Annotated in this window: 26 protein-coding genes; 4 read left to right on the forward strand and 22 right to left on the reverse strand. The window is 51.0% G+C overall.

Translation table 11 applies throughout. From position 1 onward, the window contains the following. Window positions 1-277: 277 nt before the first annotated feature. The 7 genes from IRJ17_RS20765 to IRJ17_RS20795 all read right to left on the reverse strand — a co-directional run bounded on the left by IRJ17_RS20765 (window position 278) and on the right by IRJ17_RS20795 (window position 11,062). The gene (locus tag IRJ17_RS20765) at window positions 278-2,410 is read right to left on the reverse strand and encodes a copper amine oxidase N-terminal domain-containing protein (RefSeq protein ID WP_242771777.1); all 2,133 of its coding nucleotides are present in this window, start codon (window positions 2,408-2,410) and stop codon (window positions 278-280) included. A gap of 249 nt (window positions 2,411-2,659) precedes the next feature. Next, window positions 2,660-4,033, reverse strand: coding sequence for a dihydrolipoamide acetyltransferase family protein (locus IRJ17_RS20770; RefSeq protein WP_173599145.1), 1,374 nt, complete (start codon window positions 4,031-4,033; stop codon window positions 2,660-2,662). Between the two features lie 21 nt (window positions 4,034-4,054). Further along, window positions 4,055-5,038 (reverse strand): alpha-ketoacid dehydrogenase subunit beta, encoded by a 984-nt coding sequence (locus IRJ17_RS20775; RefSeq protein ID WP_063226862.1) that lies wholly within the window; start codon window positions 5,036-5,038, stop codon window positions 4,055-4,057. Window positions 5,039-5,051: 13 nt separating this feature from the next. After that, window positions 5,052-6,044, reverse strand: a complete 993-nt coding sequence (locus IRJ17_RS20780; protein WP_063226861.1) for a thiamine pyrophosphate-dependent dehydrogenase E1 component subunit alpha — start codon at window positions 6,042-6,044, stop codon at window positions 5,052-5,054. A gap of 17 nt (window positions 6,045-6,061) precedes the next feature. Further along, complete coding sequence (gene lpdA, locus IRJ17_RS20785; protein WP_122965867.1) at window positions 6,062-7,483, reverse strand: dihydrolipoyl dehydrogenase; 1,422 nt, start codon at window positions 7,481-7,483, stop codon at window positions 6,062-6,064. A gap of 202 nt (window positions 7,484-7,685) precedes the next feature. Next, window positions 7,686-8,777 (reverse strand): Glu/Leu/Phe/Val dehydrogenase dimerization domain-containing protein, encoded by a 1,092-nt coding sequence (locus IRJ17_RS20790; protein WP_063226859.1) that lies wholly within the window; start codon window positions 8,775-8,777, stop codon window positions 7,686-7,688. A gap of 209 nt (window positions 8,778-8,986) precedes the next feature. Then, window positions 8,987-11,062 carry a sigma 54-interacting transcriptional regulator gene (locus tag IRJ17_RS20795; protein WP_242771779.1) on the reverse strand — a complete coding sequence of 692 codons (2,076 nt, stop codon included), beginning with the start codon at window positions 11,060-11,062 and terminating at the stop codon, window positions 8,987-8,989. A 173-nt stretch (window positions 11,063-11,235) separates the two neighbouring features. Here IRJ17_RS20795 and IRJ17_RS20800 point away from each other — a divergent pair, with 173 nt between their 5' ends. Continuing rightward, window positions 11,236-11,496: a DUF2627 domain-containing protein gene (locus IRJ17_RS20800; protein WP_063226857.1), complete on the forward strand. Its 261-nt coding sequence runs from the start codon at window positions 11,236-11,238 to the stop codon at window positions 11,494-11,496. Window positions 11,497-11,536: 40 nt separating this feature from the next. On the opposite strand, the gene IRJ17_RS20805 is transcribed toward IRJ17_RS20800, so the two are convergent. The 8 genes from IRJ17_RS20805 to IRJ17_RS20840 form a co-directional block, all read right to left on the reverse strand. Next, on the reverse strand, window positions 11,537-12,400 hold the full coding sequence (locus tag IRJ17_RS20805; RefSeq protein ID WP_242775310.1) for an MraY family glycosyltransferase: 864 nt from the start codon (window positions 12,398-12,400) through the stop codon (window positions 11,537-11,539). Continuing rightward, on the reverse strand, window positions 12,397-13,080 hold the full coding sequence (locus IRJ17_RS20810) for a glycosyltransferase family 2 protein (RefSeq protein ID WP_122965865.1): 684 nt from the start codon (window positions 13,078-13,080) through the stop codon (window positions 12,397-12,399). The genes IRJ17_RS20805 and IRJ17_RS20810 overlap by 4 nt, the downstream gene beginning before the upstream one ends. Next, window positions 13,067-13,624, reverse strand: a complete 558-nt coding sequence (locus IRJ17_RS20815) for a copper transporter (protein WP_122965864.1) — start codon at window positions 13,622-13,624, stop codon at window positions 13,067-13,069. The genes IRJ17_RS20810 and IRJ17_RS20815 overlap by 14 nt, the downstream gene beginning before the upstream one ends. Before the next feature lie 9 nt (window positions 13,625-13,633). Further along, the gene (gene steA, locus IRJ17_RS20820; RefSeq protein WP_122965863.1) at window positions 13,634-14,806 is read right to left on the reverse strand and encodes a putative cytokinetic ring protein SteA; all 1,173 of its coding nucleotides are present in this window, start codon (window positions 14,804-14,806) and stop codon (window positions 13,634-13,636) included. Between the two features lie 111 nt (window positions 14,807-14,917). Continuing rightward, window positions 14,918-15,094, reverse strand: a complete 177-nt coding sequence (locus IRJ17_RS20825; RefSeq protein ID WP_122965862.1) for a DUF2759 family protein — start codon at window positions 15,092-15,094, stop codon at window positions 14,918-14,920. Between the two features lie 121 nt (window positions 15,095-15,215). Beyond that, window positions 15,216-16,007, reverse strand: coding sequence for a class I SAM-dependent methyltransferase (locus tag IRJ17_RS20830; RefSeq protein ID WP_217021755.1), 792 nt, complete (start codon window positions 16,005-16,007; stop codon window positions 15,216-15,218). Between the two features lies 1 nt (window position 16,008). Then, window positions 16,009-16,383 carry a VOC family protein gene (locus IRJ17_RS20835; RefSeq protein ID WP_122965860.1) on the reverse strand — a complete coding sequence of 125 codons (375 nt, stop codon included), beginning with the start codon at window positions 16,381-16,383 and terminating at the stop codon, window positions 16,009-16,011. Next, complete coding sequence (locus IRJ17_RS20840) at window positions 16,367-17,170, reverse strand: class I SAM-dependent methyltransferase (protein ID WP_242771781.1); 804 nt, start codon at window positions 17,168-17,170, stop codon at window positions 16,367-16,369. Before IRJ17_RS20840 ends, IRJ17_RS20835 begins: the two co-directional genes overlap by 17 nt. A gap of 97 nt (window positions 17,171-17,267) precedes the next feature. Here IRJ17_RS20840 and IRJ17_RS20845 point away from each other — a divergent pair, with 97 nt between their 5' ends. Next, window positions 17,268-18,134: a LysR family transcriptional regulator gene (locus tag IRJ17_RS20845; RefSeq protein ID WP_173595774.1), complete on the forward strand. Its 867-nt coding sequence runs from the start codon at window positions 17,268-17,270 to the stop codon at window positions 18,132-18,134. On the opposite strand, the gene IRJ17_RS20850 is transcribed toward IRJ17_RS20845, so the two are convergent. The 6 genes from IRJ17_RS20850 to IRJ17_RS20875 form a co-directional block, all read right to left on the reverse strand. Then, the gene (locus IRJ17_RS20850) at window positions 18,128-19,018 is read right to left on the reverse strand and encodes a metallophosphoesterase (protein ID WP_242771783.1); all 891 of its coding nucleotides are present in this window, start codon (window positions 19,016-19,018) and stop codon (window positions 18,128-18,130) included. The genes IRJ17_RS20845 and IRJ17_RS20850 overlap by 7 nt on opposite strands. Then, window positions 18,987-19,565: a beta-class carbonic anhydrase gene (locus tag IRJ17_RS20855; protein WP_122965856.1), complete on the reverse strand. Its 579-nt coding sequence runs from the start codon at window positions 19,563-19,565 to the stop codon at window positions 18,987-18,989. Before IRJ17_RS20855 ends, IRJ17_RS20850 begins: the two co-directional genes overlap by 32 nt. A 94-nt stretch (window positions 19,566-19,659) precedes the next feature. Further along, window positions 19,660-19,887, reverse strand: coding sequence for a hypothetical protein (locus IRJ17_RS20860; protein ID WP_122965855.1), 228 nt, complete (start codon window positions 19,885-19,887; stop codon window positions 19,660-19,662). Between the two features lie 196 nt (window positions 19,888-20,083). Further along, window positions 20,084-20,725 (reverse strand): HNH endonuclease, encoded by a 642-nt coding sequence (locus IRJ17_RS20865; RefSeq protein ID WP_242771785.1) that lies wholly within the window; start codon window positions 20,723-20,725, stop codon window positions 20,084-20,086. Window positions 20,726-20,842: 117 nt separating this feature from the next. Then, window positions 20,843-21,535 carry a restriction endonuclease gene (locus tag IRJ17_RS20870; RefSeq protein WP_242771787.1) on the reverse strand — a complete coding sequence of 231 codons (693 nt, stop codon included), beginning with the start codon at window positions 21,533-21,535 and terminating at the stop codon, window positions 20,843-20,845. A gap of 803 nt (window positions 21,536-22,338) precedes the next feature. Beyond that, window positions 22,339-22,575, reverse strand: a complete 237-nt coding sequence (locus tag IRJ17_RS20875) for a hypothetical protein (protein ID WP_242771789.1) — start codon at window positions 22,573-22,575, stop codon at window positions 22,339-22,341. 39 nt (window positions 22,576-22,614) lie between these two features. Between IRJ17_RS20875 and IRJ17_RS20880 the strand changes: the two genes are divergently transcribed. Both IRJ17_RS20880 and IRJ17_RS28220 read left to right on the forward strand, forming a co-directional pair. Next, window positions 22,615-23,598 carry a hypothetical protein gene (locus IRJ17_RS20880; protein ID WP_242771792.1) on the forward strand — a complete coding sequence of 328 codons (984 nt, stop codon included), beginning with the start codon at window positions 22,615-22,617 and terminating at the stop codon, window positions 23,596-23,598. Then, the gene (locus tag IRJ17_RS28220) at window positions 23,591-23,716 is read left to right on the forward strand and encodes a hypothetical protein (protein ID WP_278189451.1); all 126 of its coding nucleotides are present in this window, start codon (window positions 23,591-23,593) and stop codon (window positions 23,714-23,716) included. Before IRJ17_RS20880 ends, IRJ17_RS28220 begins: the two co-directional genes overlap by 8 nt. A 293-nt stretch (window positions 23,717-24,009) precedes the next feature. Here IRJ17_RS28220 and spo0A read toward each other — a convergent pair whose 3' ends face one another. Further along, window positions 24,010-24,798, reverse strand: coding sequence for a sporulation transcription factor Spo0A (spo0A, locus tag IRJ17_RS20885; protein WP_005827306.1), 789 nt, complete (start codon window positions 24,796-24,798; stop codon window positions 24,010-24,012). Between the last annotated feature and the right edge of the window lie 227 nt (window positions 24,799-25,025).

A 25,025-nucleotide genomic window follows, 5' to 3' on the forward strand; every position in this document is an offset into this window, starting at 1 on the left:
GATCGTACTTTTTTTATTCTAGCATAGCCAGGGTCGAAATTACCTGATCTTTTCCTTTTATTTGGGCATTTTCCGATCTGAAAGGAGGTTTTTTCTGTTATGAAATTTCAATCCCTGTTCGCAAAAATCCTCATCGGGTTGTTGATTCTCTCCCTGATCATCCCAACGTTCTTTTACTATCTGTAAGCGGCGAGACTCAACTGTCTTGCAAGCAAAAACCCCCTGCTGCAGCCTTTGTCAAGCTGCGCAGGGGGTTTCTCGTTTTGTTGCCTTGTTTTTATTTGTAGACAAACACGCTGGATGTTTTCGCATCCCAGCCTACTTTATAACCGAGGTTATCGGTTACCGTACGGATTGGAACCATCGGCATGCCATTGTTCAAAACAACTGGCGCAGGGAGCGTAATTTCTTGAGCGCCCAGCTTCGCTTTATTGGAGCCAACAGTAAACTTCAACACTTTTGTGCCGCTGATTACCGCGACGTCTTTGTTGTTCCATTGTGTAGTCAAGGACAGCGCTTCTTTGAAAAATTGCGCAGGCACCATTGTCGTGTTGCCATTCACAATCGTAGGCGCTACTTGCAGCGGATACGCTTTTCCGTTTACGGTGAAGTTCGCAGTACCTACTTTGAACAGAGCCGCATTTGCAGGCACAGCTACAGAAGGTTGTGCTGGCTGAGCAGGTTGAGCTGGAGCAGGCATACCTACACCTACCGCCCGTGCAAACAGCAGACCTTTTTCTTCAGAGGTAAACACGCTGATGCTGTAAGTGCTTTTCACCGCTGGATTTACGATATTCGCCGCTGCATTGATGCTGATGTTCGCCGCAGTGGCAGCAGGGATGTCCTGGGATGGGTAAATCAGCACGTTTTGGCCGCGCACAGCAACATAGTTGGCTGCCACGCCGTTCACAGACACGTTCGCCGGAGCGATGTAAGCCGGAACTTTGTAACCTGCCGGGAATACAAGCTCAACGAAATCGCGTTGCTTCACAAGCCCTACACCCAATGTTTTGATTGCCACATTGACGCCTGTCGCTTTTCCAACCGCTGTGGAAGTCAGACCGATCGTCGCAGTGCTGTTGTTCACTGTGGTGTTCGGCACTGGAGTCGGCGTTGGAGTCGGATTTGGCGTTGGATTTACCGAAGATCCGCTAACAGAAAACGATTTGGATTCCAAAGTGCGGCCTGCAACCGTTGCTTTGAGCGTGTAGCTACCCGCCGATTTCGGATTGGTGATCCATGCTCCCACAGCAACAACGACTTTCACTTCGCTGGTCGAAGAGAAGTTGGAAGGAGCTGTTACGTATACTTTGTTGCCCGCAGCGCTTACACGCTTCGCTGTTTTTCCGTTCAACGTAAATTCGGATGCGCTCAAGATGCCTGGCACCATGTCGGAAGAAGGAAATTCCAAAATGAGGTCTTCGTCCGCTCGGAGCTGTTTGTTGCCGAAGTCCGCATCAAAAGTGTAGCTGGTGCGCGCGCCAGCTGCTGGATCAGACAAATTGACGGAGAAAGCACTGGTAGCCGTGCTGGTGCTGGAACCGGATTTGGTGATCTCGAATTTTTCGGACTCGTATGTAACTCCGTCGTACTTCACTTTGAATGTATATTTGTCAGCACTGCTCGGATTTTCAATACCAGCCGATTTGCTGAACTCGATGGTCATGTAGTCATCTCCGTCAACGGAGCTTGGAACTTTAATTTCCACTTCGCCTTTACTCACGCTGACAGACTTGGCAGTCGTTCCGTTGACTTTGACATCGCTCGAATCAATGCTGGACGGCAGCATGTTTTTGTCTGGGAAAACTACAGTGATGTATTCGTTCGATTCCAGCTCGTCGCTGCCTTTGAGCGAGATTTTTCCCAGCTTGATGCTGGTTTCGTCGCCAGCTCCCTTGGAACCGAGCGATACTGCATAGTCGTTGCTGGAACCGCTGCTGGAGCTGGAACTGCCGCTCTTTTTGATCTCGATCTCGCCCGTATCTTCATCGTCGTCATTGCTTGTACCTACGGTGACATCGTACGTGCCTTTGCTCTTCGGATTGGTGATGCCCGAAGTGATGTCGATGGTAATTTTTCCTGCGTCAACGCTCTCGTTTACAGTGATCTTGATTTCATTGCTGCTGACTTTTACCGTTTTTATATCGAAATCGGCATCGATATCACTTTCATCGATGTTTTTGCTGATTTTGAAATCAGAGTCAAATTCGATTGTGATGGAGTCGCCTTTTTCCAGGTCGTCTTCCATCGTAAATTTAATCGTGTACTTGCTATCTTCATCTACCCCGTCATCTTTTGCCGTGACAGACACCTTGCTTACGGCATGCGCCTCTTGCGGTATAGCAACAAAAGGTGTAGCGGCCAGCGCGGATGCCAGCACTAATGGTAGTGCTTTTTTACTTTTCTCCATGTTTTTCCTCCCACATTTGCCTATAATCTGGAAATTTTTCTCTAGCAGGTCGCTACCAGTCTACCATAAATGATATCTGGTGGGAATCTCTTCTATGGAAGATTCGAGACCCATTGGCTACTATTGCTAAGACGATGTCGCCCGCGAAAAAGTTACAGTCCAAAAAGAAACAGCTCAAAAATTTTTATCAAGCAAAAAACCAGGTCTGCTTCGACCTGGTTGCAGGGTGTAACCCGTCCTTCGGCAAAATCAGTACAGCTTGGTGTCCGGCCCGATGCTCTCCAGCTTCTGCTTCACGCTTTGCAGGAAACGTCCGCAAATGAGCCCGTCGAGCACGCGGTGATCCAAAGACATGCACAGGTTCACCATCGAACGTACCGCGATCATGTCGTTGATGACAACCGGGCGTTTTACGATGGATTCCACGCTGAGAATCGCTGCCTGTGGTGCATTGATGATCGGCTGGGACAGAACAGAGCCGAAAGATCCGGTATTGTTCACGGTGAACGTACCGCCAGTCATGTCGTCCATCGTCAGCTTGCCGGCGCGCGTGCGCGCAGCCAGATCGTCAACCGACTTGGCGATGCCCAGGATGGATTTTTGATCGGCATCCTTGATGACAGGCACATACAGGGCATCTTCTGTCGCAACGGCGATCGAGATGTTGATGTCTTTTTTCACGATGATCTTGTCATTCGCCCAGGTGGAATTGATCATCGGAAATTCTTTCAGCGCTTCCACGACCGCCTTGATAAAGAACGGCAAGAAAGTCAGATTGAGCCCTTCCTTTTTGGCGAACTCGGATTTGGCCTGGTTGCGGAAGTTGACCAGATTGGTTACGTCCACCTCGATCATCGTCCAGGCATGCGGAGCTTCGTGCTTGCTCTGTACCATGCGGCTGGCGATCGTGCGGCGGATAGGCGTCACCGGAACGACTTGATCGCCGCTGGCAACCGGGATGTCGATTGAAGCTGCTGGTGTCGCAGTTGGAGCAGCGGTCGCTTGTGGTGCAGGGGTTGTCGCAGCAGGCGCAGGCGTTGCCGCCACTGGCGCTTGGGCAACAGCTTCCACTACTGGTTCAGCAGGTTTTTGACCACCTGCATCAATAATTGCTTGCACGTCCTTGCGCGTAATGCGCCCTCCCGCACCCGTACCTGCGACGCGAGACAAATCAATGCCATGCTGCTGGGAAAGCATCATCACAGCAGGAGAATAACGTTGCTTAGGCCCTTCGTTTCCAGCTGCCTGTGGAGCAGCGGCAGGAGCAGATGGCACCGAGATCGCTGCCACCGCAGGCGCTGCGCTCGGTTGGCTGGCTGCCGCGGCAGGTGTAGCTGGGGTAGCCGCCTCAGCTGCCGGACTCGCTTGCTCCGCCGATCCTCCGCCACTTTCTTCGATATAGAGAATCAACGTTCCGACTGCTACAGTTTCTCCTTCCGCAACCACGATCTCCGTTACCCGACCGGATACGGTAGAAGGAACTTCCGCATTCACTTTGTCCGTCGTCACTTCAGCCAATGAATCGTATTTTTTGACGGTATCGCCAACATTGACCAGCCATTTGCTGATAGTCCCCTCGGTTACACTCTCACCCAGTTGGGGCATAAGTACTTTCGTTGCCATGACCTGTGGTCCTCCTCGCCTTTAAAAGTTGGCCAACTCGCGCATTGCTTCCAACACTTTATCCGGATTCAGCATGAAAAATTTCTCCATCGGAGGACTGTACGGCATTGCAGGTACATCCGGTCCGCACAGACGTTTGATTGGAGCATCGAGATCGAACAGGCAATGTTCGGCAACGATCGCCGCCACCTCTCCGCCGACTCCGCCCTCTTTGTTGTCTTCGTGCACGATCAGCACTTTTCCGGTCTTGGAGGCAGCTTCTGCAATCGCTTCCTTATCCAATGGGTACAAGGTGCGCAAGTCGAGAACATGCGCGCTGATACCTTCCTGTGCGAGCTTCTCGGCTGCTTGCAGGCAGAAGTGCAGGGCGAGCCCGTAAGAAATAACCGTAATGTCCGTACCTTCACGCTTGACGTCCGCTTTTCCGATCGGCAGGACATAGTCGTGCTCAGGCACTTCGCCTTTGATCAGGCGATAGCAACGCTTGTGCTCGAAAAAGAGAACCGGGTCCTCGTCGCGGATCGCCGCTTTGAGCAAGCCTTTTGCATCGTAAGGGGTGGACGGAGCCACCACTTTCAGCCCAGGGATATTCGTAAACATCGCTTCCACCGACTGCGAGTGATAGAGAGCGCCGTGCACGCCGCCGCCGAATGGAGCCCGGATCGTGAGCGGGCAATTCCAGTCGTTGTTGGAACGGTAGCGCATCTTCGCCGCTTCGCTGACAATCTGGTTGACGGCTGGCATGATGAAGTCGGCAAACTGGATTTCCGCAATCGGCCGCATGCCGTAAGCAGCCGCCCCGATCCCTACCCCGACAATCGCCGATTCAGCCAGCGGAGTATCAATCACGCGCTCCTCGCCAAATTCATCAATCAATCCATTGGTCGCACGGAATACGCCACCGCGTACCCCTACGTCTTCGCCAAGAATAAACACATTGGGATCGCGACGCATTTCTTCCCGCATCGCCATCGTAATCGCATCAATAAACGAAATGACTGCCATGAAAGATCCCCCCTTAGTTCCCGTATACGTGAGTCAATGTCGATTCAGGTGTCGGATATGGTGCGTTTTCCGCATACTCGGTCGCTTCGTCCACTTCCAGCTGCACACGAGCCAGCATATCCGCTTCTGTATTTTCATCGAGCAAGCCGATTTCTCTCAAGTAAGCCGCGAAAACGATCAACGGATCTTTTTTCTTCGCTTCTTCGACTTCTTCACGCGTGCGATAGACGCGGTCGTCGTCGTCACTCGAATGGGGAACCAGACGGTACATGACCGCTTCGATCAAGGTTGCTCCTTCACCGCGACGAGCGCGATCAACAGCTTCCTTCATGACGCGATACACTTCAATCGGATCGTTGCCGTCTACGCTGACACCCGGGAAGCCGTAGCCAAGAGCGCGGTCCGCCACGCTTTCGCAAGCCAGTTGCTTCTTCAATGGAACAGAGATAGCGTACTTGTTGTTTTCACAGAAAAAGATGACCGGGAGCTTGTGCACGCCCGCGAAGTTGGCACCCTCGTGGAAATCCCCCTGGTTGCTGGAGCCTTCCCCGAAAGAGGTGTACACGACAAAATCTTTGTTTTGCATTTTGCCTGCCAAGGCCATGCCCACCGCATGCGGCACTTGGGTCGTAACCGGGCTGGAACCTGTCAGGATGTTGTATTTTTTACCGCCGAAGTGACCAGGCATTTGGCGGCCGCCACTGTTCGGATCTTCTGCTTTGGCAAAAGCGGAGAGCATGCAATCGCGGGCAGTCTGACCAAATACCAGCACCAGGCCGAGATCGCGATAGTACGGGCACAAGAAGTCTTTGTCCGTCTCCAGAGCGAAAGCTGCTCCTACCTGTGCTGCCTCCTGGCCCTGGCAGGAAATGACGAATGGCACTTTGCCCGCCCGATTCAACAGCCACTGGCGTTCGTCAATTTTTCGCGCGAGCAGCATGTAATAGTACATGTCCAGAACTTGCGCATCTGTCAAACCAACTTGTTCATGCCGTTTGGTTGTCATTGTGGATACCCTCCTTGCTAATTGTGAATCGCTTTTCCATCGACGGCCAATGCCGCTTCCATAATCGCCTCTGAGAGAGATGGATGCGGATGGATGGTCTGTCCAATCTCCCATGGCGTCGCATCCAGTACCCGGGCCAAGCCCGCCTCGGAGATCATGTCGGTCACGTGCGTACCGATCATGTGAACCCCTAGCAAATCATTCGTTTTGGCATCAACGACCAACTTCACAAAGCCGTCATTCTCGCCATGGATCAGTGCCTTGCCCAATGGCTTGAAGCTGAATTTGCCTACCTTTACTTCAAAGCCTTGCTCGCGCGCCTCTTTTTCCGTCAAGCCGACATTCGCCACTTCCGGACGGCTGTACGTGCATTTGGGAACCTTCGTGTAATCGAGCGGATGCGGATTCAGCCCAGCCATGTGCTCGACAGCCAAAATTCCTTCGTGCGAAGCAACGTGAGCCAGCTGCAAGCCGCCAATCACATCGCCAATGGCATATATATGCGATTCTGCCGTCTGGAAATGTTCGTTGACCACGACGACTCCACGCTCGATCTTGATCTCGGTCGCTTCGAGGCCGATGTTTTCTACATTGGCTTGGCGGCCTACCGAGACGAGAACTTTTTCTGCTTCAAAACGGTCGACGCCGTTTTTCGTCTCAGCCGAAATGCTGACTTTGCCCTCGCCTTTTTCCAGCGTCTCGGGAAGCACCTTCGCCCCTGTGACGATGTTGACTTTGCGTTTTTTCAGCAAGCGAGCCAGTTCCTTGCTCACTTCTTCGTCTTCGAATGGCAAAATGCGATCTGCGTACTCGACAATCGTCACATCGACGCCAAAGTCGTTCAGCATGGACGCCCACTCGATTCCGATCACGCCGCCTCCGACGATCACGACCGACTTCGGCAACTGTTCCCACTGGAGTGCCTCGTCGCTCGTCACTACATAAGAGCCGTCAATGACCAGCCCAGGAAGCGTACGCGGGCGGGAACCCGTCGCGAGCAGCAAAAAGCGCGGCACGATCATTTCCTGGTCGCCGTTTTCTTTTTCAATGCGGACAGCACCTGCTTGCGGCGAAAAGATGGATGGACCCATCACGCGGCCGAAGCCTTCGAAAATCGTGATGCTGCCTTTTTTCATCAAGTATTGAATCCCTTTATGAAGTTGGTCGATAATGCCTTGCTTGCGCTCCTGGATTTTGCTGAAATCATAGCCAACCGCGCCTGCCGATACACCGTATTTGTCCGCTTCCTTCAAGGTCGAAAATACTTCTGCGCTGCGCAAAAGCGCTTTGGACGGAATGCAGCCGCGATGCAGGCACGTTCCACCCAGCTTTTCTTTTTCCACAATCGCGACTTTCATTCCCAACTGGGACGCACGGATCGCTGCTACATAGCCGCCGGTTCCTCCACCGAGAACGACCAGATCAAATTCTTGTGACATGCTTGAGCTCTCCTTTCATAGAAGCGCCTTCACGCATTGGCGAAGACAGTCGAAAAAGCTGGTTGCTGCTCTTTTGTGGCGTTTGCCTACGTTTTTATGAGAATGAGAATATTCTAAGAACAGAGGATATGTACCCCCTGACCGCCCATTCATCGAGAAAAAGAAAGAGCGGGAGCAGGGGAATGGTTTCATTTAAGAACGATTAGCGGTGGTAAACCGTTTTTCCGTTTTGCAGGAAAGTATTGCGGGATTTGCCCACGCTGGCAATGCGCTCTTCTGCCATGCGGTCAGCCGCCTTGTAGGATGGCATGCCGTCGCGCTCAGCAATTTCGTACACTTTCAAGATCGTGTCGTAGATGGTTTCTACTTTTTTCAGGGCGCGCTCGCGGTTGTAGCCTTGCAGTTCGTCAGCCACGTTGATAACGCCGCCTGCGTTGATCACATAGTCTGGCGCGTAGATCAGACCCATTTCGTGGATTTGATCGCCGTGACGCTCTTCTTTCAGCTGGTTGTTCGCCGCACCGGCAATTACTTTTGCTTTCAACAGCGGAATGGTGTCGTCGTTGATGATCGCACCAAGCGCGCAAGGAGAGAAGATGTCGCACTCTACGCCAAAGATGTCGTTGACGCCAACTGCTTTTGCTCCGAAATCGTTGACAGCGCGGTTTACGTTTTCTTCATTGATGTCGGTTACGATCAGGTGTGCGCCTTCCTCATGCAGGTGGCGGCACAGGTTGTATGCCACGTTTCCTACACCTTGTACAGCAACGACACGGCCGGACAAGGAATCAGATCCGAAAGCGAGCTTCGCAGATGCCTTCATACCGCGATATACCCCGTAAGCTGTGACCGGAGACGGGTTGCCGCTGGAGCCGAATGCAGGAGAAACGCCTGTTACGTAGTCGGTTTCCAGGTGGATCATGTCCATGTCAGCAACAGTCGTACCTACGTCTTCTGCTGTGATGTAACGGCCATTCAGACCTTGGATGTAACGGCCGAATGCGCGGAACAGCTCTTCACTTTTATGCTGGCGCGGATCTCCGATGATCACGGCTTTACCACCGCCGATATTGAGGCCAGCAGCAGCATTTTTGTAAGTCATGCCGCGACCGAGACGCAGTACGTCGATGATCGCTTCTTCTTCGGTTTTGTACGGCCACATGCGCGTGCCGCCCAATGCTGGTCCGAGTGTCGTATCATGAATGCAAATGATTGCTTTCAAACCGGAATTTTCGTCTTGGCAAAATACCAGTTGCTCGTAGTCGTACTTTTGCATGTAGTCAAAGATGTTCAATGAAGAAACCTCCCTAGTCTCATTCTTCTGGGTTAACAGTGGGCTCCGTGTGGAGAATTTCCCGTCAAGCAGTTTATGCAAAAGTCATGCCAACACCCTCTGCGTTTTGAAAGCGCTTTATTATTAGGGACGTGGATGAAATCTCCATCCGTCAAGTGTGCATGTTTTTGCATGGTCGCGCAGGAATTTGCATGCAAAAAATTGCACGTTTAATTTCTTTCTTCCTGCTCATCCATGATTCCCAATTTTTCCATCTTGTAATACAAACTGCGAATGGCAATTCCCAACCGCTTCGCCGCCACGGTCCGGTTCCCTTTGGCCGCAGCCAGCTCCCGGATGATATGCTGACGTTCTGCTTCCTCCATCGCTTGCTTCAATGTTTTCCCTGTGGAGCTTGCCGTCACTTCTGCTTCCTGGCGGGCATGGCTTATTTTCCGCTCCAGCGGGGGCAAATGCTCAGGCAAAATGGTGCGCTCATTGATGCGCATATGTATCATCGCCCTGCCCAAAACGTTCTCCAGCTCCCGCACATTGCCCGGCCAATGATAGGTCAACAGCATTTGCAACGTTTCTTCGTGCAGCTCCTCGACATTGCGGCCGTATTCCAGATTCGCCTTGCGCAGCAAGTACATCGCAATCGGCTTGATGTCTTCCAGGCGCTGTCTGAGCGGAGGAATGTGGATGGGCACTACATGCAGGCGATAGTACAAGTCTTCCCGAAATTTCCCGGCTCCTATCGCCGCTTCGAGATTCACATGCGTGGCTGCGATCACCCGGACATCGATGTTGATCGGTTTCGTACCGCCGACCCGGACGACTTCGCGCTCTTGCAGGACGCGCAAAAGCATGACCTGCATCCCCATGGACAGCTCACCGATTTCGTCTAAAAATATCGTGCCCCCGCTTGCTTCCTCGAACAATCCGCGCTTGCCGCCGCGCCGCGCCCCTGTGAAAGCCCCTTCCTCGTAGCCGAACAGCTCGCTCTCCAGCAAGCTTTCGGAGATCGCTGCGCAGTTGACGCGGATAAACTGGTTGTACTTGCGCTCGCTCGCGTTGTGGATCGCGTGGGCAAACAGTTCCTTACCCGTGCCGGATTCGCCGCGCAGCAGCACGGTGGCTGGCGTCAACGCCGCCTTTTTTGCTTGCTCAATGGCGCTTTTCATCTGTTCGCTGAAGCCGATAATATCTGCGAAGCTGTATTTCGCCTCCAGCGTTCGGATGATCCGTCTCGCTTTTTCCAGTTCCTCGGTCAGCCGCTTGAACTCGGATACGTCGTGAATGACCCCGACGCTGCCTTTCAACTCGCCATCAACCACGACCGGAGCGACGTTCACCACGACGTCCTTGCGCTTGGGGCCGAGCTTCATCGGCACGCCCCTGACAGGCCGCTTCGTCTTCAACACTTGCATGTGCATGCTGTCGCCTTCGGAGATATCGACTGTAGCCGGCTTGCCGATAATATCGTCCGGCGAAAGCCCGGTCAGTCTCGTGTAGGCCGGGTTGATTAACAGACCGATGCCGTTTTGATCCACGACAGAAATCGCTTCGTCGGAAGACTGAATAATCGCTTGCAGCATGCTTTGCAATTCTTTCAGATCGGTCACTTCCTCCGCCAGCGCCATGACCTCGGTAATGTCGCGGAAAATCGCTACGGCTCCCACTACTTCTCCCTTGTCGTTTCGCACGGGAACGCGGTTCGTAATGATTCTCGTCTGATTGGGCAAAATCTGCTCCTGATTCAGTTCAGGACAGCCCGTCTCTAATACAATATGTAGTCTGGTGTTGGGTATACGCTCGGATACTTTTGTATCCAGCACTTCGCTTGCTTCAATGTCCATCAAGCGTTCTGCCGCTTTGTTGAACAACGTGATAATGCCTTGCCGATTGACCCCGATAATCGCATCGTGCGTGGAGTCGAGCATCGTTTCGCGCTCCCGCTGGTTTTGCATCATGACGGCAATCAGCTTGTCACGCTCGCGAATGAGCCGCATGACAATTCTCGTAAAGGTCCCTGGGATGAGCACCGTCTTGTCCTGCTTTAGCTGCCTGAGGTGCTCGTATTCGTTCAAGTCGCCCGTCGCTTCCAAAATGACGTCCAGCTCGTCGTCCAAATAAGGCCGATAATCCGCATCGACCTTGATTCCAAACGATTTCGCCAGGGCAATTCCGGGAGCGTCAGGCCGATGATCCACTACGGCTACAATTTTCAGCCTGTCCATCTGGTTCAGCATCCGCAGCAGAGCCGTTCCGCCTCGTCCAGCACCTACTATAAGCAGCTTGTGCATGCGCTAGACCCCTCACTTTTCATCTTACTCGTTACCATTGTACTGCAACAAACCGTTGATGGACAGGCTCTTCTCCCTAACGTGCGCTCGCTCGTGTGCACACACGGACTTGTGGACAAGCAACCAGGCATTCGCTATGATGAAGAAATGAGAGAGAAAGGTGTGAACCACCAGTGATCGTACAGAAAGTCATTGCCCTTTTAATCATGGTCATCCCGGCTGCGATTGCCATGTACGGAATCAAGCTGATCCGTGATGCTTTCTTTTATTCCACGGCACCCGATGTGGGTTTCATGTGGGGTCAACTGATCCTCGGCGTGCTTGCTCTGGTCATCCCTATTTTGTTTATTGCGGGCTTCATTTTACACCATGAACGAAAAAAAAATCGGGTTCAGCCCCGCTTTATGATTCGCGAGCCAGAAGACGACGAGTAGAACAGGCAGGTAATGATCTGCCTGTTTTTTAATGCCCCGCTCATCTCCCCCACTCATCCAGCCTGCGCAACCACGCCTGTCGTTCAATGACCCGCGAAAAGGACACAAACTCCGCCGCAACCTGCAACGTCACGAACCCGGCGAGAAATGTCACTTGCCACAAAAGCGGTACGGTCGTCACATACAAATAGCCAATGGAAAATCCAAGCGCATTTGCCCCGGTATCCCCGAGCATCATCCTGCCTCCTGCGTCGTGCGGAAACAACAGGACGCTGGCCACGAGAAGTGGCAGCAGGAACAGCCAGACAAACAACGCCTCCTCTGACGTCGCCGCAAGCACCCCGACAGCGATCGCCATGCAGACGAGCAGCCAATACACTTTGATCGCCCGCCCCGGTCTTAGGTCAAACAAGTTGAGGATGTTCGGAGAAATCGCCAGCAAGCCGCAGGCGACCAGCCAGGCGAAAATGTCTCTGGTGAGGAAGAGCGAGACAGCCACTGCGGTAAGCCCTCCGCCGATCAGCTTCCACATGCCGCTGGTCACTCGCCTTTCTTGCCACAAGACGCGAAAATGACCGCGAAAGCCTTTTGTCGCGCCATCGTTGGAGCGGTCGTCGATCCAGCCCCAGCAAGCCATTGCCGCCATTCCGCATGCAAGAAGAATGCCGTGCAGCAGCACAGGGCTGAAAGCGCCTCGCCACCTCATAAAACCAAGCTGGACGACTGTTGTCAGCAGCATGCTTGCTACGAGCATCAATCCTCCCGCCGTAAGCACTTGTTCTCCGGCGTAATTGGGTCGAGTCATGCCCTGGTTCAACAGAAACCGCGAAAAAAACGCGAGCAGCGGGCGATGCCAGACGAGCGGCAAGCCAAGAGCGAGCGCAAGCCCGAGGACGACCTTCATCTCCAAGCTTTTCCCTCCCACCACTTTCGGCACAACGTCCTGCCGATTGCCACAAATTCTTTGCCGCGATGAGCGTAGCCTTGCCAGTCGTTGCCTGTTTCCCGATGCTGAAACAAGACAGGCACTTCGTGAATGCGGTATCCTGCGCGCAACGCATCGACTGTAAGCCCGACCTCGATGCCAAAGCCTTTGTCGACTTTGCCGAGATGGGCCAGCAAGTCGCGGCGCATGGCTCTTTGCCCGGACAAGGGCGCTCGCGCTTCAAAGCCGGTCAGCCATTTGATCCCTTGATGAGCGAGCCCTTTTGCCAGGCCCATCCCGGCCTTTTGCTTGGGCGGCGGCAAAATCGCCACGGTCATGTCGCAGGCGTCAGCCAAAAGCGGAGGGAGCAAATGCTCAGCCTCGGCAGCACTTTCCCGCAAGTCTCCATCCAAAAGCATGATCACATCGCCACGCGCGTGCTGCCAGCCCAGTTGGACAGCCGCCCCTTTGCCCAGGTTGTACGGGTGGGATATCACCGTATCTGCCCATTTTTTGGCCAAGGTCGCTGTCTCATCCTCGCTGCCGTCGTCCACGACGATCAGCTCATCGCAAAAGAAGCGTTCGCGAATCGCCCGCAGCGTAACGCCAATCTCCTCTGCTTCGTTATAGGCCGGAATGATGACGCTAACTTTTTTCACGCGCTACCCTCATTTCCGTCAGTCGCTGCTGCATTTTTTCCAGCAAGGCCCACTGCTTGCCGACCGAGTCCGGCACTTGCTCGACCAGCAGCCATTTCCCTGCTGTCGCCCCTTGTTGCAGCCATGGCGGCGGCTGCTTGGCAACGACGAGCAACAAACCGTCTTCCCACGACTTGCCCTGCTCGTAAGGAACAACCTCAACCCCCATGGCGCGCATCAAGCGGGTAATAGGCCGGGCTTCCTTGTCGCCCTCCTGCCAGACGTATACCTTTTTTCCTCCCAATTCATTGCCGTAGCGCATCGCCATCATGTGGACGGCTTCCTCGTTGCGTTGCTCGACTTCCTGAAGCAGCCGATTGATTTGCTGTTTCAAGTCCTGGTTGCTTTTGAGTGCCCGGTCGTACTTCGCCTCCATTTTCAGCAAAATTTCCTGAGCGCCCTGGGAAAACCAGGGATGTCCCGCTGTTCCGCCCAGCAGGATACCGACTCCGAGAGCGATGAATACAGCAGCCAGTGTAATCAGGTGATGCCGGAAAGAAATCATAGCGCCTCCTTAGAAAGCCCATGTCCGCCATTGCGTCCAGAGCATTTGGGCAGCGTGGCGGGCAATCGGATTGACCATCAAGGCTGCCGTAACGGGCAAAAGCATCGCAGCGAGACACCAGCCCCACAGCTTCCACGACCCGGAAGGCTGGTACAGCTGACTGACCCCTTTGGCGTCGATCAGCCTCGGTCCGATTTTCGTCCGCACCAAAAGCGTGCTCGCCATCCCTTTGCGTCCCTTTTCCAGAAAATCAATCATGTTCGTATGCGCCCCGATCGTCACAATCAGCTCGGCCTGGTTTTCGTAGGCCAAAAGCATGGCGACATCTTCGCTTGTCCCCGGAGCAGGCAGCACGTGGTGAGCCATCCCCAGCCGCTCGACTCGCGCTTTCCCCGGCGCAGTGCCGTCCACATAGGCATGCACAACGATTTCTGCACCGCATTGCAAAGCTTTATCAGAGATGCTGTCCATATCGCCTACGATCAGGTCGGGCTTGTACCCCGATTGCAACAGCGCGTCCGCGCCACCGTCGACTCCGATCAAAACCGGATCGTATTCGCGGATGTACGACGAGAGCGTCTGCAAGTCTTCCCTGTAGTGCTTGCCGCGCACAACGACCACGACATGCTTTTTTTCCAATGGCGTTTTCAGCGGCGTGGCGTGCAGCGGCTTCAGAAACAAGTCTTTTTCTTTTTGCGCGTAAAGCAGCGTGTTATCTATAAATAAAGAAAGGGTGTCGTCCAGTCTGCTTTGCGCCTCGGCCCATTTGCTGACCACGACGTCCATTCTTACTTCGCGAAGCGGCAGCGCCATTTCCCATTGCGCTTCTCGCCGCAATTCCAGCCGGCCATCGCGGATCGCGGCATCCTGGCCGTCCCACGCTTCCCAGGCTGTCGGGATCGGCTGGGCTGAATCGGACTCTGCCTCAAACAAAGCCACGCCCGCGCCAAGCAACAATCGCGCTCCTTCGGCTGGATACTGCCCGGTCATAAAAGGGGCAAGATTGACAATCACCCGCGTTCCCGCTTCCAATAGCGATCGCGCTGCCATTTCATCCACATCCGGATGATCGATGACAGCGATCTGGTGGGGGTGGAGCCGCTTGCAAAGCTGCTTCGTTTTTCGATCCGCAGCAATCACTCCCGTATAGGTAAGAAAACCGCGGCTTTTTCGCTTGCCCATCTTTTCCACCTCCAGCCATTAGTATGCTAAAAATTTCCTCGGAGCATGCAAAAAAGAGGCTGTGCATGTATCGCACAACCTCTCTTCTGGCGGAAACGCTGGCCTGGTCGACTAGGCTCCCTTGGTTATGTAGTAAATAATCAAGCCGTCAGCAAACAGGAATACTACCAGCGAAACCACGCCAAATCCGATCGCGAATTTGTTCTTCGCCTTGATCGAGTTAAGACAGCCCCAAGCAATAAAGAACGTGAAGACGAACATCAGGAAATCAAACAACACAATCTTCATGTACGACAACTCCTTCACCATGATGACGCTAACCGATAATACAATGGCAATATTATTATATCTCCTTGCCTATTAAGAGACAAGCATATCCAAATTTGTGACAAACAAATTCACAATTCCTTTATTTTATTGTGCCACAAATGTTTTTGCCTATCCAGATGCTCCAGCGGTCTTGTTCATAAATCGGCTGTTGTCCCGCCATTTTCGCGGAAATAGCGGAAATCAGTTGCTCCAGCTCGCCGTCTGTCAATTCATGCAACAAGGAACGGCCTCTGCGCGAGCGCAAATCGGCCTGCAAAACAGCGATGTCGTCATACACACGCCTGACCTCCCACAGCGAACGCATCTGGATTTGCTCCAGCCCTGCCTGCTGCATGGCTTGCCTTACTTGCTGTTCTTTTGGTCGCCGTTGTGCCTCCACTTCCAGCAAGCGGGGGAATTGCTCGAAAAAATAGCCGCGCAAGTGCTCAGGCGAAGCCGGAACAGCACAGTCTTCCAGCGTCCGATCTTGGATCAGGCAGATTCCGTCAGGTGCGAGGATGCGCTTCACCTCGGCGAAAAATCCGTTCAGATCGTCAAGATGGTGGATGAGCGCTCTGGCAAAAACAATATCCGCGCTTCGCTCCGGCAGTCCTGTGTGCAGGGCGTCACCATGGACAAACGAGATGCCCGGTTCGTCTGCACACTCTTTTTGCGCCGCTTCCAGCATGACCTGCGAAAAGTCGACTCCTGTGACGCTGCCTGCCCCCAGCTTTGCCCATGCCTTGCTGTAAATCCCGCCACCGCAGCCAAGATCGACCACCCGTTTTTGCAAAGGGTCGACGATGGAGAGCATCGTGCTCGCCCATGTGTCGTCTGCCGCTCTCCCTGTATAGCTTTCCTTATTTTCCTGCGCGTGGAAATCCATTTTCATGCTACTTCGCCTCCATGAACTCCAATCGGTTGCCGAATGGATCTTCGGTGAAAAAGCGGATCAGTCCAGGAATCTCGTCGTCGAGCCGGAGCGGAACGCCTGCTTTTTCCAAGTGGGCGATCAGCGCTTCAATATTTTGCACAACAAAGGCAGGATGCGCCTTTTTCGCGGGAATAAAACCTTGTTCAATCCCGAGGTGAATCAACTGCGCTCCACAGCGAAACCAGGCTCCTCCCCGCGCCCGAAGCTTTTCCGGCTTGGGCACTTCCGGCATCCCGAGCAATCCGGTGAAAAAGCGCCGCGCCTCCTCCTCGGCTCCCGGTGGCGCTGCGAGCTGAATGTGATCCAATCCTACCCATTCAAATGTTTGTGTCATGTTGTGTTCCTCCCTGTTTTTGGCACATGACCATCCATTCGTCAATCTGGTAGGTCATGACTCTTCCTTGCTCGATCTGCAATTCTACATAAGCTTGGATGTCTTTCGGGGCAGCAAGCAGCATCTGCTCCACAGCTTTTTCTTGCTCGGGCGACTCGGACGTTCTTTGCACCCATGGCAAAAAGGCAAATGGCTTTTTGCGTAGCCGTTGCTTGCACTCGACCAAATCATGCGCGCTGTGCAGCTCTCTCCACTCCGTGACAGAAAGGCAGCGAACGTGGCTCGGATCGCGTGTTTGCTCGACAAGGTTCACGAAGCTTGCCAGCTCGTTTGCTTCCGGCGAAACGTTGTCGATAAAAAGGAACCAGCCGCCCGGTCGCAGCACGCGACTGACTTCCCGGACAAAAGCGCTCGGGTCGGGGAAATGGTGAGCCGCGATCCGACAAGTGACCAGATCGAACGACTCGTTCAGAAACGGCAGCGACTCCGCGTCAGCCTGGACGTACAAAATGTTTTTTTCCGCCTGGTTGGCTTGTGCCGCCGCTGCAAGCATAGGGCGCGTCAGATCCGTTGCCACTACTTGCGCAACGTGCGGCGCAAGCGTCCGGGCGACATGTCCGCCACCTGTGGCGATGTCGAGTACCTTCCAGCTTGTCTGCGGAGTGAGCCATTGCACCAAAAGTTGCAAGTCATCTCCTTGGGCGTGTGTCTTGCTTTCTACATACTGCTGCGCATTTTTGCCGAATTGCTCTTGTACCGCGTGTTTTACTTCATCGCTTCTATCCATCGTTCCACCTCCTGCTTGTATTCTATTCCAATCGTTGGCGGTTTTGTTATAGAATACTGATAACCAGTTATCGAGTTTTTAGATAGGAGGGGCATTCGTGGACAAAGAAAGTTTGGAAGTGTTTTTGACCATCGCCCACCACGGGTCCATCAATCGGGCTGCACAGGCGCTGTTTCTGGCCCAATCTACTTTGACCCATCGGCTCAAGCAGTTGGAACGGCAAATCGGCAGTCCGCTGTTTGTGCGAACCGCCTCTGGCGTAAGTCTGACCGGAGAAGGCCGCAGATTGCTGCCTGTTGCCGCCTCGATCGTCGAGCAGATGCGTTCTTTCATCGAACAAAAGGAGCAAGCCCAGTCGATGACGATCGTCGCCGGAAAAGCATTTGTCGCCTACGAGCTTCCCCGCCTGATCGGCGAATACCGCCAGGCCAATCCCGGTTTCACCTGTTACGTGCGCTCTACGCTGTATGAAGAATCGCTCAGCGCCCTCTTGACCGGAACAGCCGATATCGCCTTTCTCGGCAGCGAAATGTATCACCCGCACATCCACCAGGAGTTTTTGCCCAGCGACCGGATTTTGCTCGTCATGTCGCCCGAGCATCCTTGGGCCAATCATTTTCCCGGCTTTTCCGGCTGGGGGTCGCAGGAGATGATTTTGTTCGGCAACCATACCGCCCCCTATCGCCAGCGCATCGATCATTTTCTGGCGCGCAACAGCATTTTTCCAAACGTCATCATGGAGCTGGACAGCTTCAGCGCCGTCAAAAAAATGGTCGAACGCCAGCTCGGAATCACGATGCTGCCGGAGCGAACCATTTTGCGCGAGGTAGAGGAAGGCAGACTGGTCGCCCACGATATAGCAGAAGGAACTTTGCAGCGCCCGACGCTCATCGCCTATTTGCATCAAAAAAAAGAGGACGACGCTTTTCAGCAGTTCGTCCAATGGATCAAAGATGCTTATTGATGCAAAGTCAACACGGTCAGCTCGGGCCTGCACAAAAACCGGACAGGCAAAATCGTCGTGCCCAGCCCTCTGTTCACATAGACTTGCATGTTGCTTTCGCCCGCGAGATACAAGCCGTTGACGTATTTGTTCGCAAGCTTGGGCGTCAAGACATGCCCGACAAAAGGCAACCGCACCTGCCCGCCGTGGCTATGTCCAGACAATTGCAAATCAATCGGATACAACGCCGCTTCGTCCGCTACATCCGGCTCATGGGCGAGCAAAATTACGCTGCTTCCCTCGGGAATCCCGACCAGCGCTTTCGGCAAATCCGGCACACCATTTAGAGCATCGTCTATTCCCGCTATGTACAAGGTGTCTGCCTTTTGGCGAATAGCCACATTGCGGTTGTCCAACACTGCAAACCCGGCAGATATCCACCCTTGGCGAATCCCGTGCTGCTGACCCGCCCGGTAATCGTGGTTGCCCAATACCGCAAACTTCCCCATCGGCGCCTGAAGCTGCGCCAGGATGGGGATAGCGGCAAAAAAGGGGCGCGTCTCTTCATCGACAATATCGCCCGTAAAGCAAATGATATCCGGCTGCTCGCGCATGATCAGGTCGACAATGCCTTGCAATTGCTCCGGCTTGAAATAGTGTCCCAGATGCGCGTCGCTGAACTGGATCAGCTTGCAGCCGTTAAAGGCGTCTGGCAGTCTGGGCAGTCGGAGTGTCATCCGCTCGATTTGCAGCCAGGTTCGCTCCCATGCATATCCGTATGTACCAGCAGCCAGACCGACTCCAATCAAGCCACCCAGCCACTTCATCGAACGCTGTAAAAAGGTCCGCCTTGAGACCGTGACAAGCTTGGGATCATTCACTAGCTTCCGTTCGCTCGTAGCCATTCACCACAACATCCAGGCGGCCTGTCGCCGGATCGATCAGCAATCCGTGGACATCGACATTGGCTGGCAGCAGCGGATGCTTTTTAATCGTCTCCACGCTGTTTCTCACGCTGTCCTCCACCCGGTCGAACCCGTGGAGCCATTTGTGCAGATTGATTCCTGCGTGTTGCAGCGTAGAGAAAGTCTGCTCAGAAACGCCTTTTTCCAGCATCTTCGCCATGGTGCGCTTGCTGTCGATGGCGCTCATCCCACAGTCGTAATGGCCGACGACGATCACTTCCTCGGCATTCAGTTCATAAATCGCCACAAGGATACTGCGCATAATACTTCCAAACGGATGCGATACGATCGCCCCCGCGCTCTTTACGTGCTTGATGTCGCCGTTGCGCATGTTCATAGCCTTCGGCAGCAACTCCTCCAGACGCGTGTCCATGCAGGAGAGAACTACCAAGCGTTTGTCGGGAAACTTGGTTGTCTGGTATTTTTCATACTCACGATTCGCTACAAAATCACGGTTAAATGCGAGAATTTCATCTAAATTGCGCATGTTGCAACACCTTCCTCGCTTTTAGTGGGTTGTATGTTTTCTATTGTACATACTTCTTCGTGTCGTTCAAGCGACTGCGGCAGTTCGCGGCGGATTATTTTCCTTTGTTCCTGTTCCGGTAGAGCTTCCAACCTTCCACAAGGTAGGTGACGATGAGCAGTCCAAGGCCCAGCGGCCAAAAATCGGGCTTGATCATCACAACGACGCAGGACAATGCTCCTCCGCTGATCAGGGTCAATTGGCGATAGGCGGGAAATTTCACGGTAAAGATCGTGACGATCACACCGAGCAGCAGGACGATGGTAGGGAAGTAGGTTGCCATGTTTGCTCCTTTTTTGGGTGCGTTTTTGGGGGATGGTTTGTTTCATTCTATTTTACAGTATTCTCCAGAGCGATACAGGTTGTTTTTTGTAAAAACAAAAACGCCGAATTCTGACTCGAGTAAATTGGCGTTTTTGTTTGATATATAATATTGGTTTATTTGAAAAATTTGCAAATTGTTTGTTTTGTGGTCTGCTTCATTCTTTATGTATTATCTCTCGAAGTTCCTCCTTTGAGAGCCATGGTCTTTTCCGATGAAGCATTTTGTGACAATTAGAACAAACAATTGCTATATCTTCAATCCTAGTTCGCTGACCTTCCTCAAGTTCCGATACTGGGATTGTGTGATGTCCTTCAATAAAGTCTTCCCCTAATTCTCCGTATTTTTCATAAAAGTCAAATCCACAAACCTCGCAAAACAGTTTCCCATGTATTTCTCTATATCGCTCTTTAGCTATTTTGATTACTAGAGGATTTCTTTCTCTAATAATATGCTGTCGTAATTTCTTTCTCCCCTCTACAAACCCTATATCATCTTCTGTTACATCAACAGAGCTTTCCGTTGGTTCATAGCCTCGCAACCCCCAGTGCCCTTTCCCAATTCCATTGACTGAGTAAAAAATATCTTTTTTTCCACCAACCTCTCCTTTGTAGTATGTTCCATCGCTTGAATGATTGTAAATTGTTCCTCGTATCCTTTCTCTAAACGAAGGATTAGCTTCAAAATCCATAATATTTCTTTCAAGTATTTTTTCAGCAATTTCATTCAGTGTTGCATGCCCCCCTAGTTCAGTAAGAGCATCAATAATTTCATCAAGCCAAGGTCTAGGCTGCGCCATAATTCCATTTGTCCTCCAATTCAATTGCTGCAACTTGGTCTTACATGAAAAATAAAACCATTCAAGCAATCTCTGCAATCAAATAAAATCCTATCTAATCAAATAATTGCAAGTGCACTAAACAACCTGTGTATTCCGGCACTTTGGATAACCGCTGCACCCATAAAACTCGCCTTTTGCCCCTTTTCGCAAAACCATTTGACTGCCACAGCGTTCGCACTTCATCTGTTTTTGCGGCAACTGTGCCATCACCTTCTTGGGGTTAGGTTTTGCAGCAGGATTCATTCGCAATATCATTTCAATCAAAGCTTGCCGATTTATCAATTTGACTGCATTGGATGCAGCAAGCTTGTATGCTGCATCTGTAAAATCCCTATTCGTGACAACCCAAGCCGTATTTGCACCATAATGAGCCAGCGAGCCTACGATTTGTTGCACGGCTTCAATGCCAACATTTTTGCTGTACCGCTTCGCCTGAACGACTACCTTCTGCCCATTTTTTTCAAGAATAAGATCAGCTCCATAATCGCCTGCTGCCCTTGTCACTGTCGTTCTGTATCCTTGTGATTTGAATAACAATCCTAGGTAATGTTCAAATTGCCTACCATCCATTTTATCTATATCTGCAATTCCAGAGCGTCTAAGCCTTTCCTGTGCAACAGAATCAATCCAGAATCTAACGCCCATCGCTATCACCAGTAATATGCCAAAAATGATTGCGGCAGCTGTTATTGATTGTGTTTGCAGATACACATAACCTGAAATGCCTAAAATGATTAATACCACTAAATTAATCAGAGCATTTTCCAAATCGTTCGCTTTTTTACACTCATTCGTACACCTCTAGTCGTTCTAGTTTGTTGTTTTTTTACATCATAAGATGCAGTTTTTTTAACAACAAGCGAATAACTGCGACATATTTCGACAGAACTAAAACAAAACCATCCCCTAAGAATGGTTCTCTCAGCATAAATTTATGGATTATTGTATCCAAAGAAGGTCTCAACATCTTTCTCTAGGGCAACCAAACCAATGCTTTATTGATACAATCTGTAGTTGTTCGTTTTACACTTGCATCCATAATCAGGATAAGTAAATTCATCATCCGTACAACTAACCAACTGTACGTAAAGAATATTGGAACGACCGCAATGTAGAAGCGTTAAAGGAAGTATGTCACCTACTGCATTTTTCAATTGAGTTAGTGAAATATTTCCCTTCAGCGTAATTGTTCTGTCGGCAGTAAAATCAAACATTTGGTCGAAGAGCCTTGTTCTTTTAATTGCATCTTCTCTATGCCTTTTCGTTACTGATGTAACAAAGTGAATTCTGTTTAGAAATACTTGATGTTGCTCAAACATCGTATGCAGGGCATGTTCCATTTTAGCCTGATAGTGATCTCTGACCGCACAGTCTTTAAACTCACTCTCACCAATAACGCTCTCTCCTTCGATCCAAAACTCTATATTCCCTATCTGATCCCTCATAATTATTCGTTAGCGTAAATAATTCGTCCTGCATTAAATTTTTTTTTTTACTCTAACGGTAGGATCTGGAGGATACAACACTTTTTTACCTGATCAAAAAAGTCTTTATAATTTAAATCACAGAGTCTACGGCACGTGCAAGGTCACATAAATCTGTTCTTTTGCATCAATTTGTAAAGCAATGCTTTTATTTTGATCGAGTCCGTCTTGCCCAGCCTGTTCTTCTCTCAATGTATTTTCTTCCTCTTTCAATGGTAAAATGATTGTCTCTTTCCCAGCCCCCTCAACATCACTTGCATGATGCTGTTGCTTTAATTTATGCGATTGATGTTCATTTCCGCATTGACCTTCCATTGTTTTCAATTTTTGTGCAGGCTACAATCAACTCAAGAGGTGAGAATAATGTTAAAAGAGGAACTACTGGAACGTGTAAGAAATTGTGGGATATCAATAAGCAGTAACATGATTGAACGATACGTCGAATACGGACTAATTGTAGGAAATCGAGTTAGCTTAGGATTCTCTCAAGGTGTCGTTAGCCATTATGATGAGCAAACATTAGCTGCCATCATATTTATCCATGAACTTAAATTAAGCAGATTGTATAAGCACCAAAAGGACTATATATTCATCCTATATTGGAGAGGTTATCCAGTTCGATGGGACAAGCTTAAAGCTCGACTAATCGAGTCACATACGCGAATCATGAACGCATTTGAGGAGATTGCAGACTACACCACGCACCCTGATTATCTAGGCATCATAAATAATCTAGCTAACGACGAAGTTGCTAAAGCTCCTAAATCAATTGGACGACCAACAAGACAATTTGAAGAGAAACAAAGGACCAAAGCTCAAGAAAACGCAAAGCGTTACATTCTTGTAAGTAAACTGATTGCTGGCATTATCAAGAACGGAGTCATCACACAAGAAATGCTTCGCGCTTTTAACCAATCATCGAATATCGGATCAGAAATCATGAATGAAATCATTCTTGAATCTACAAATAACTGGCTGCAACTCATGAGTTGGAAGAACGCAGTCAGACAATCCGATGAACATGACTATCGAGAAAGCTATGAGCTTATTGCCTTGCTTAAAGCATACTGGTCGGATTTAGAAGAGCACTTCGGAAGTGTTTATGACATCCCTATCGTCGGCAATCTCATTCAAAACTTGGAGAATTATCATCAAATAAAGTGCTTCAACGACAGAGTATCGTTCTACAGAAACACTTTACTTTTCCTAATTAGCAGTGGTTTCCGGCAGCAACTCTTGGTGTACTTGTCCAATGCTGCAATCAGAGAAGGCTGGAAGCATTTCATTTCGACACTGCCTGATGTACTCGCTTATCCTACGCGAGAGGAGGTGACAGTCAATGGGTAACATCGGAATCGCTTTGGGCGGCCGTAAAGCTTTCTCTGCCCCTATATGGTCTATCCTGCTCATTATTGGTTTTGCTGCATTGGGTATCAGACAAGCAATCAAAAGAACCAAGAATTAAACAAGTCGAGCACCTTCTCTAATGTGAGCGAGGTGCTATTCGTGGAAAGACGTCAGACACAAATTTTCGAGCGGCACCGTATCACTTGGTGTATTTGCAGATTAGACTTTCTTCACAATCTTCGTTTACTCAAACTCAGCTTTAAGAACAGTCGAAACAATAAAAAATATCACTCCCTTATTATTTTTCAATAAAGGAGTGGTATAAGTTGAATTGCTGGCTCGCTTCGATATTTATCTGTATAGCCATCTTGCAATAGCCCTTGAGAAGTTGAAACCCTTATCTCGCTTGCCTCAACTAATCTTCGCCTCAATCCTTAACTTATCCGCCACCATCGCAATAAACTCGCTGTTGGTCGGCTTCGCCTTCGTGTTCGAAATCGTGTATCCAAACAGGCTGGAAATAGAGTCAAGATTCCCGCGGGACCAGGCGACTTCGATTGCGTGGCGGATGGCGCGTTCTACGCGGCTTGCCGTTGTGTTGAATTTTTTGGCGATGTCCGGGTACAGGACTTTTGTGATCGAACCGAGCAGCTCGACATCGTTGTACACCATCGTGATCGCTTCGCGCAAATACAAATAGCCTTTGATGTGTGCGGGCACTCCGATTTCGTGGATGATGCTCGTAATGCTGGCGTCCAGGTTGCGGCCCCGCACTTGCAGGGTGGACTGTGGCTTCACCGATGTGACGAAGGAGGAGGCTGGCTTCGTTGTGATGATCTGGCGAATGCGCTGCGCAAGAACCTCCATGTCAAACGGCTTGAGGATGTAGTAGGCAGCTCCCAGTTCAACCGCTTTTTTCGTAATCTCTTCCTGTCCGAATGCTGTCAGCATAATAATTTTGGGCTGCGGGCTTAACCGCATAGCTTGGATTTGCTCCAGGACGGCGAGGCCATCCAAGTGGGGCATGATAATGTCCAAAATCAGTACATCCGGTACTCGCTCCTGCAGCAAACGCACAACTTCATTGCCGTTGTACGCGACACCAATGACGTTCATGTCATACTGGCTGCTGATATACTCTTCTAACAGGCTTACAAATTCTCGGTTATCATCTGCCAACAACACTTCAATCTTGCTCAAGGTCGTTCCTCCTAACAATGGACGGTCTTTTGGAAAGAAGGTGGCGTTCTAGAGGTTTTCATTTCTACAAACGATAAGTCCATACCATCTTTTTCTCTGAGAAAAATAATTCGACAAAGGCATATTCATTCCTGCCTATGACGAAAGATTGAATGATTTTACTGATATTTCGACAAAGAATACCTTCCTTTTTCCTTCATTCGTCAAGAGCCTCCACGACTTTACCA

The sequence above is a fragment of the Brevibacillus parabrevis genome (genome assembly GCF_022701015.1).
Lineage (GTDB): Bacteria > Bacillota > Bacilli > Brevibacillales > Brevibacillaceae > Brevibacillus > Brevibacillus parabrevis.

Bases quoted from the DNA above. Each gene is read 5' to 3' on its own strand.
- IRJ17_RS20765 (WP_242771777.1), bottom strand. From the start codon at position 2,410: ATGGAGAAAAGTAAAAAAGCACTACCATTAGTGCTGGCATCCGCGCTG.
- IRJ17_RS20770 (WP_173599145.1), bottom strand. From the start codon at position 4,033: ATGGCAACGAAAGTACTTATGCCCCAACTGGGTGAGAGTGTAACCGAG.
- IRJ17_RS20775 (WP_063226862.1), bottom strand. From the start codon at position 5,038: ATGGCAGTCATTTCGTTTATTGATGCGATTACGATGGCGATGCGGGAA.
- IRJ17_RS20780 (WP_063226861.1), bottom strand. From the start codon at position 6,044: ATGACAACCAAACGGCATGAACAAGTTGGTTTGACAGATGCGCAAGTT.
- lpdA (WP_122965867.1), bottom strand. From the start codon at position 7,483: ATGTCACAAGAATTTGATCTGGTCGTTCTCGGTGGAGGAACCGGCGGC.
- IRJ17_RS20795 (WP_242771779.1), bottom strand. From the start codon at position 11,062: ATGCACAAGCTGCTTATAGTAGGTGCTGGACGAGGCGGAACGGCTCTG.
- IRJ17_RS20805 (WP_242775310.1), bottom strand. From the start codon at position 12,400: ATGAAGGTCGTCCTCGGGCTTGCGCTCGCTCTTGGCTTGCCGCTCGTC.
- IRJ17_RS20815 (WP_122965864.1), bottom strand. From the start codon at position 13,624: ATGATTTCTTTCCGGCATCACCTGATTACACTGGCTGCTGTATTCATC.
- steA (WP_122965863.1), bottom strand. From the start codon at position 14,806: ATGGGCAAGCGAAAAAGCCGCGGTTTTCTTACCTATACGGGAGTGATT.
- IRJ17_RS20825 (WP_122965862.1), bottom strand. From the start codon at position 15,094: ATGAAGATTGTGTTGTTTGATTTCCTGATGTTCGTCTTCACGTTCTTT.
- IRJ17_RS20830 (WP_217021755.1), bottom strand. From the start codon at position 16,007: ATGAAAATGGATTTCCACGCGCAGGAAAATAAGGAAAGCTATACAGGG.
- IRJ17_RS20835 (WP_122965860.1), bottom strand. From the start codon at position 16,383: ATGACACAAACATTTGAATGGGTAGGATTGGATCACATTCAGCTCGCA.
- IRJ17_RS20840 (WP_242771781.1), bottom strand. From the start codon at position 17,170: ATGGATAGAAGCGATGAAGTAAAACACGCGGTACAAGAGCAATTCGGC.
- IRJ17_RS20850 (WP_242771783.1), bottom strand. From the start codon at position 19,018: ATGGCTACGAGCGAACGGAAGCTAGTGAATGATCCCAAGCTTGTCACG.
- IRJ17_RS20855 (WP_122965856.1), bottom strand. From the start codon at position 19,565: ATGCGCAATTTAGATGAAATTCTCGCATTTAACCGTGATTTTGTAGCG.
- IRJ17_RS20860 (WP_122965855.1), bottom strand. From the start codon at position 19,887: ATGGCAACCTACTTCCCTACCATCGTCCTGCTGCTCGGTGTGATCGTC.
- IRJ17_RS20865 (WP_242771785.1), bottom strand. From the start codon at position 20,725: ATGGCGCAGCCTAGACCTTGGCTTGATGAAATTATTGATGCTCTTACT.
- IRJ17_RS20880 (WP_242771792.1), top strand. From the start codon at position 22,615: ATGTTAAAAGAGGAACTACTGGAACGTGTAAGAAATTGTGGGATATCA.
- IRJ17_RS28220 (WP_278189451.1), top strand. From the start codon at position 23,591: ATGGGTAACATCGGAATCGCTTTGGGCGGCCGTAAAGCTTTCTCTGCC.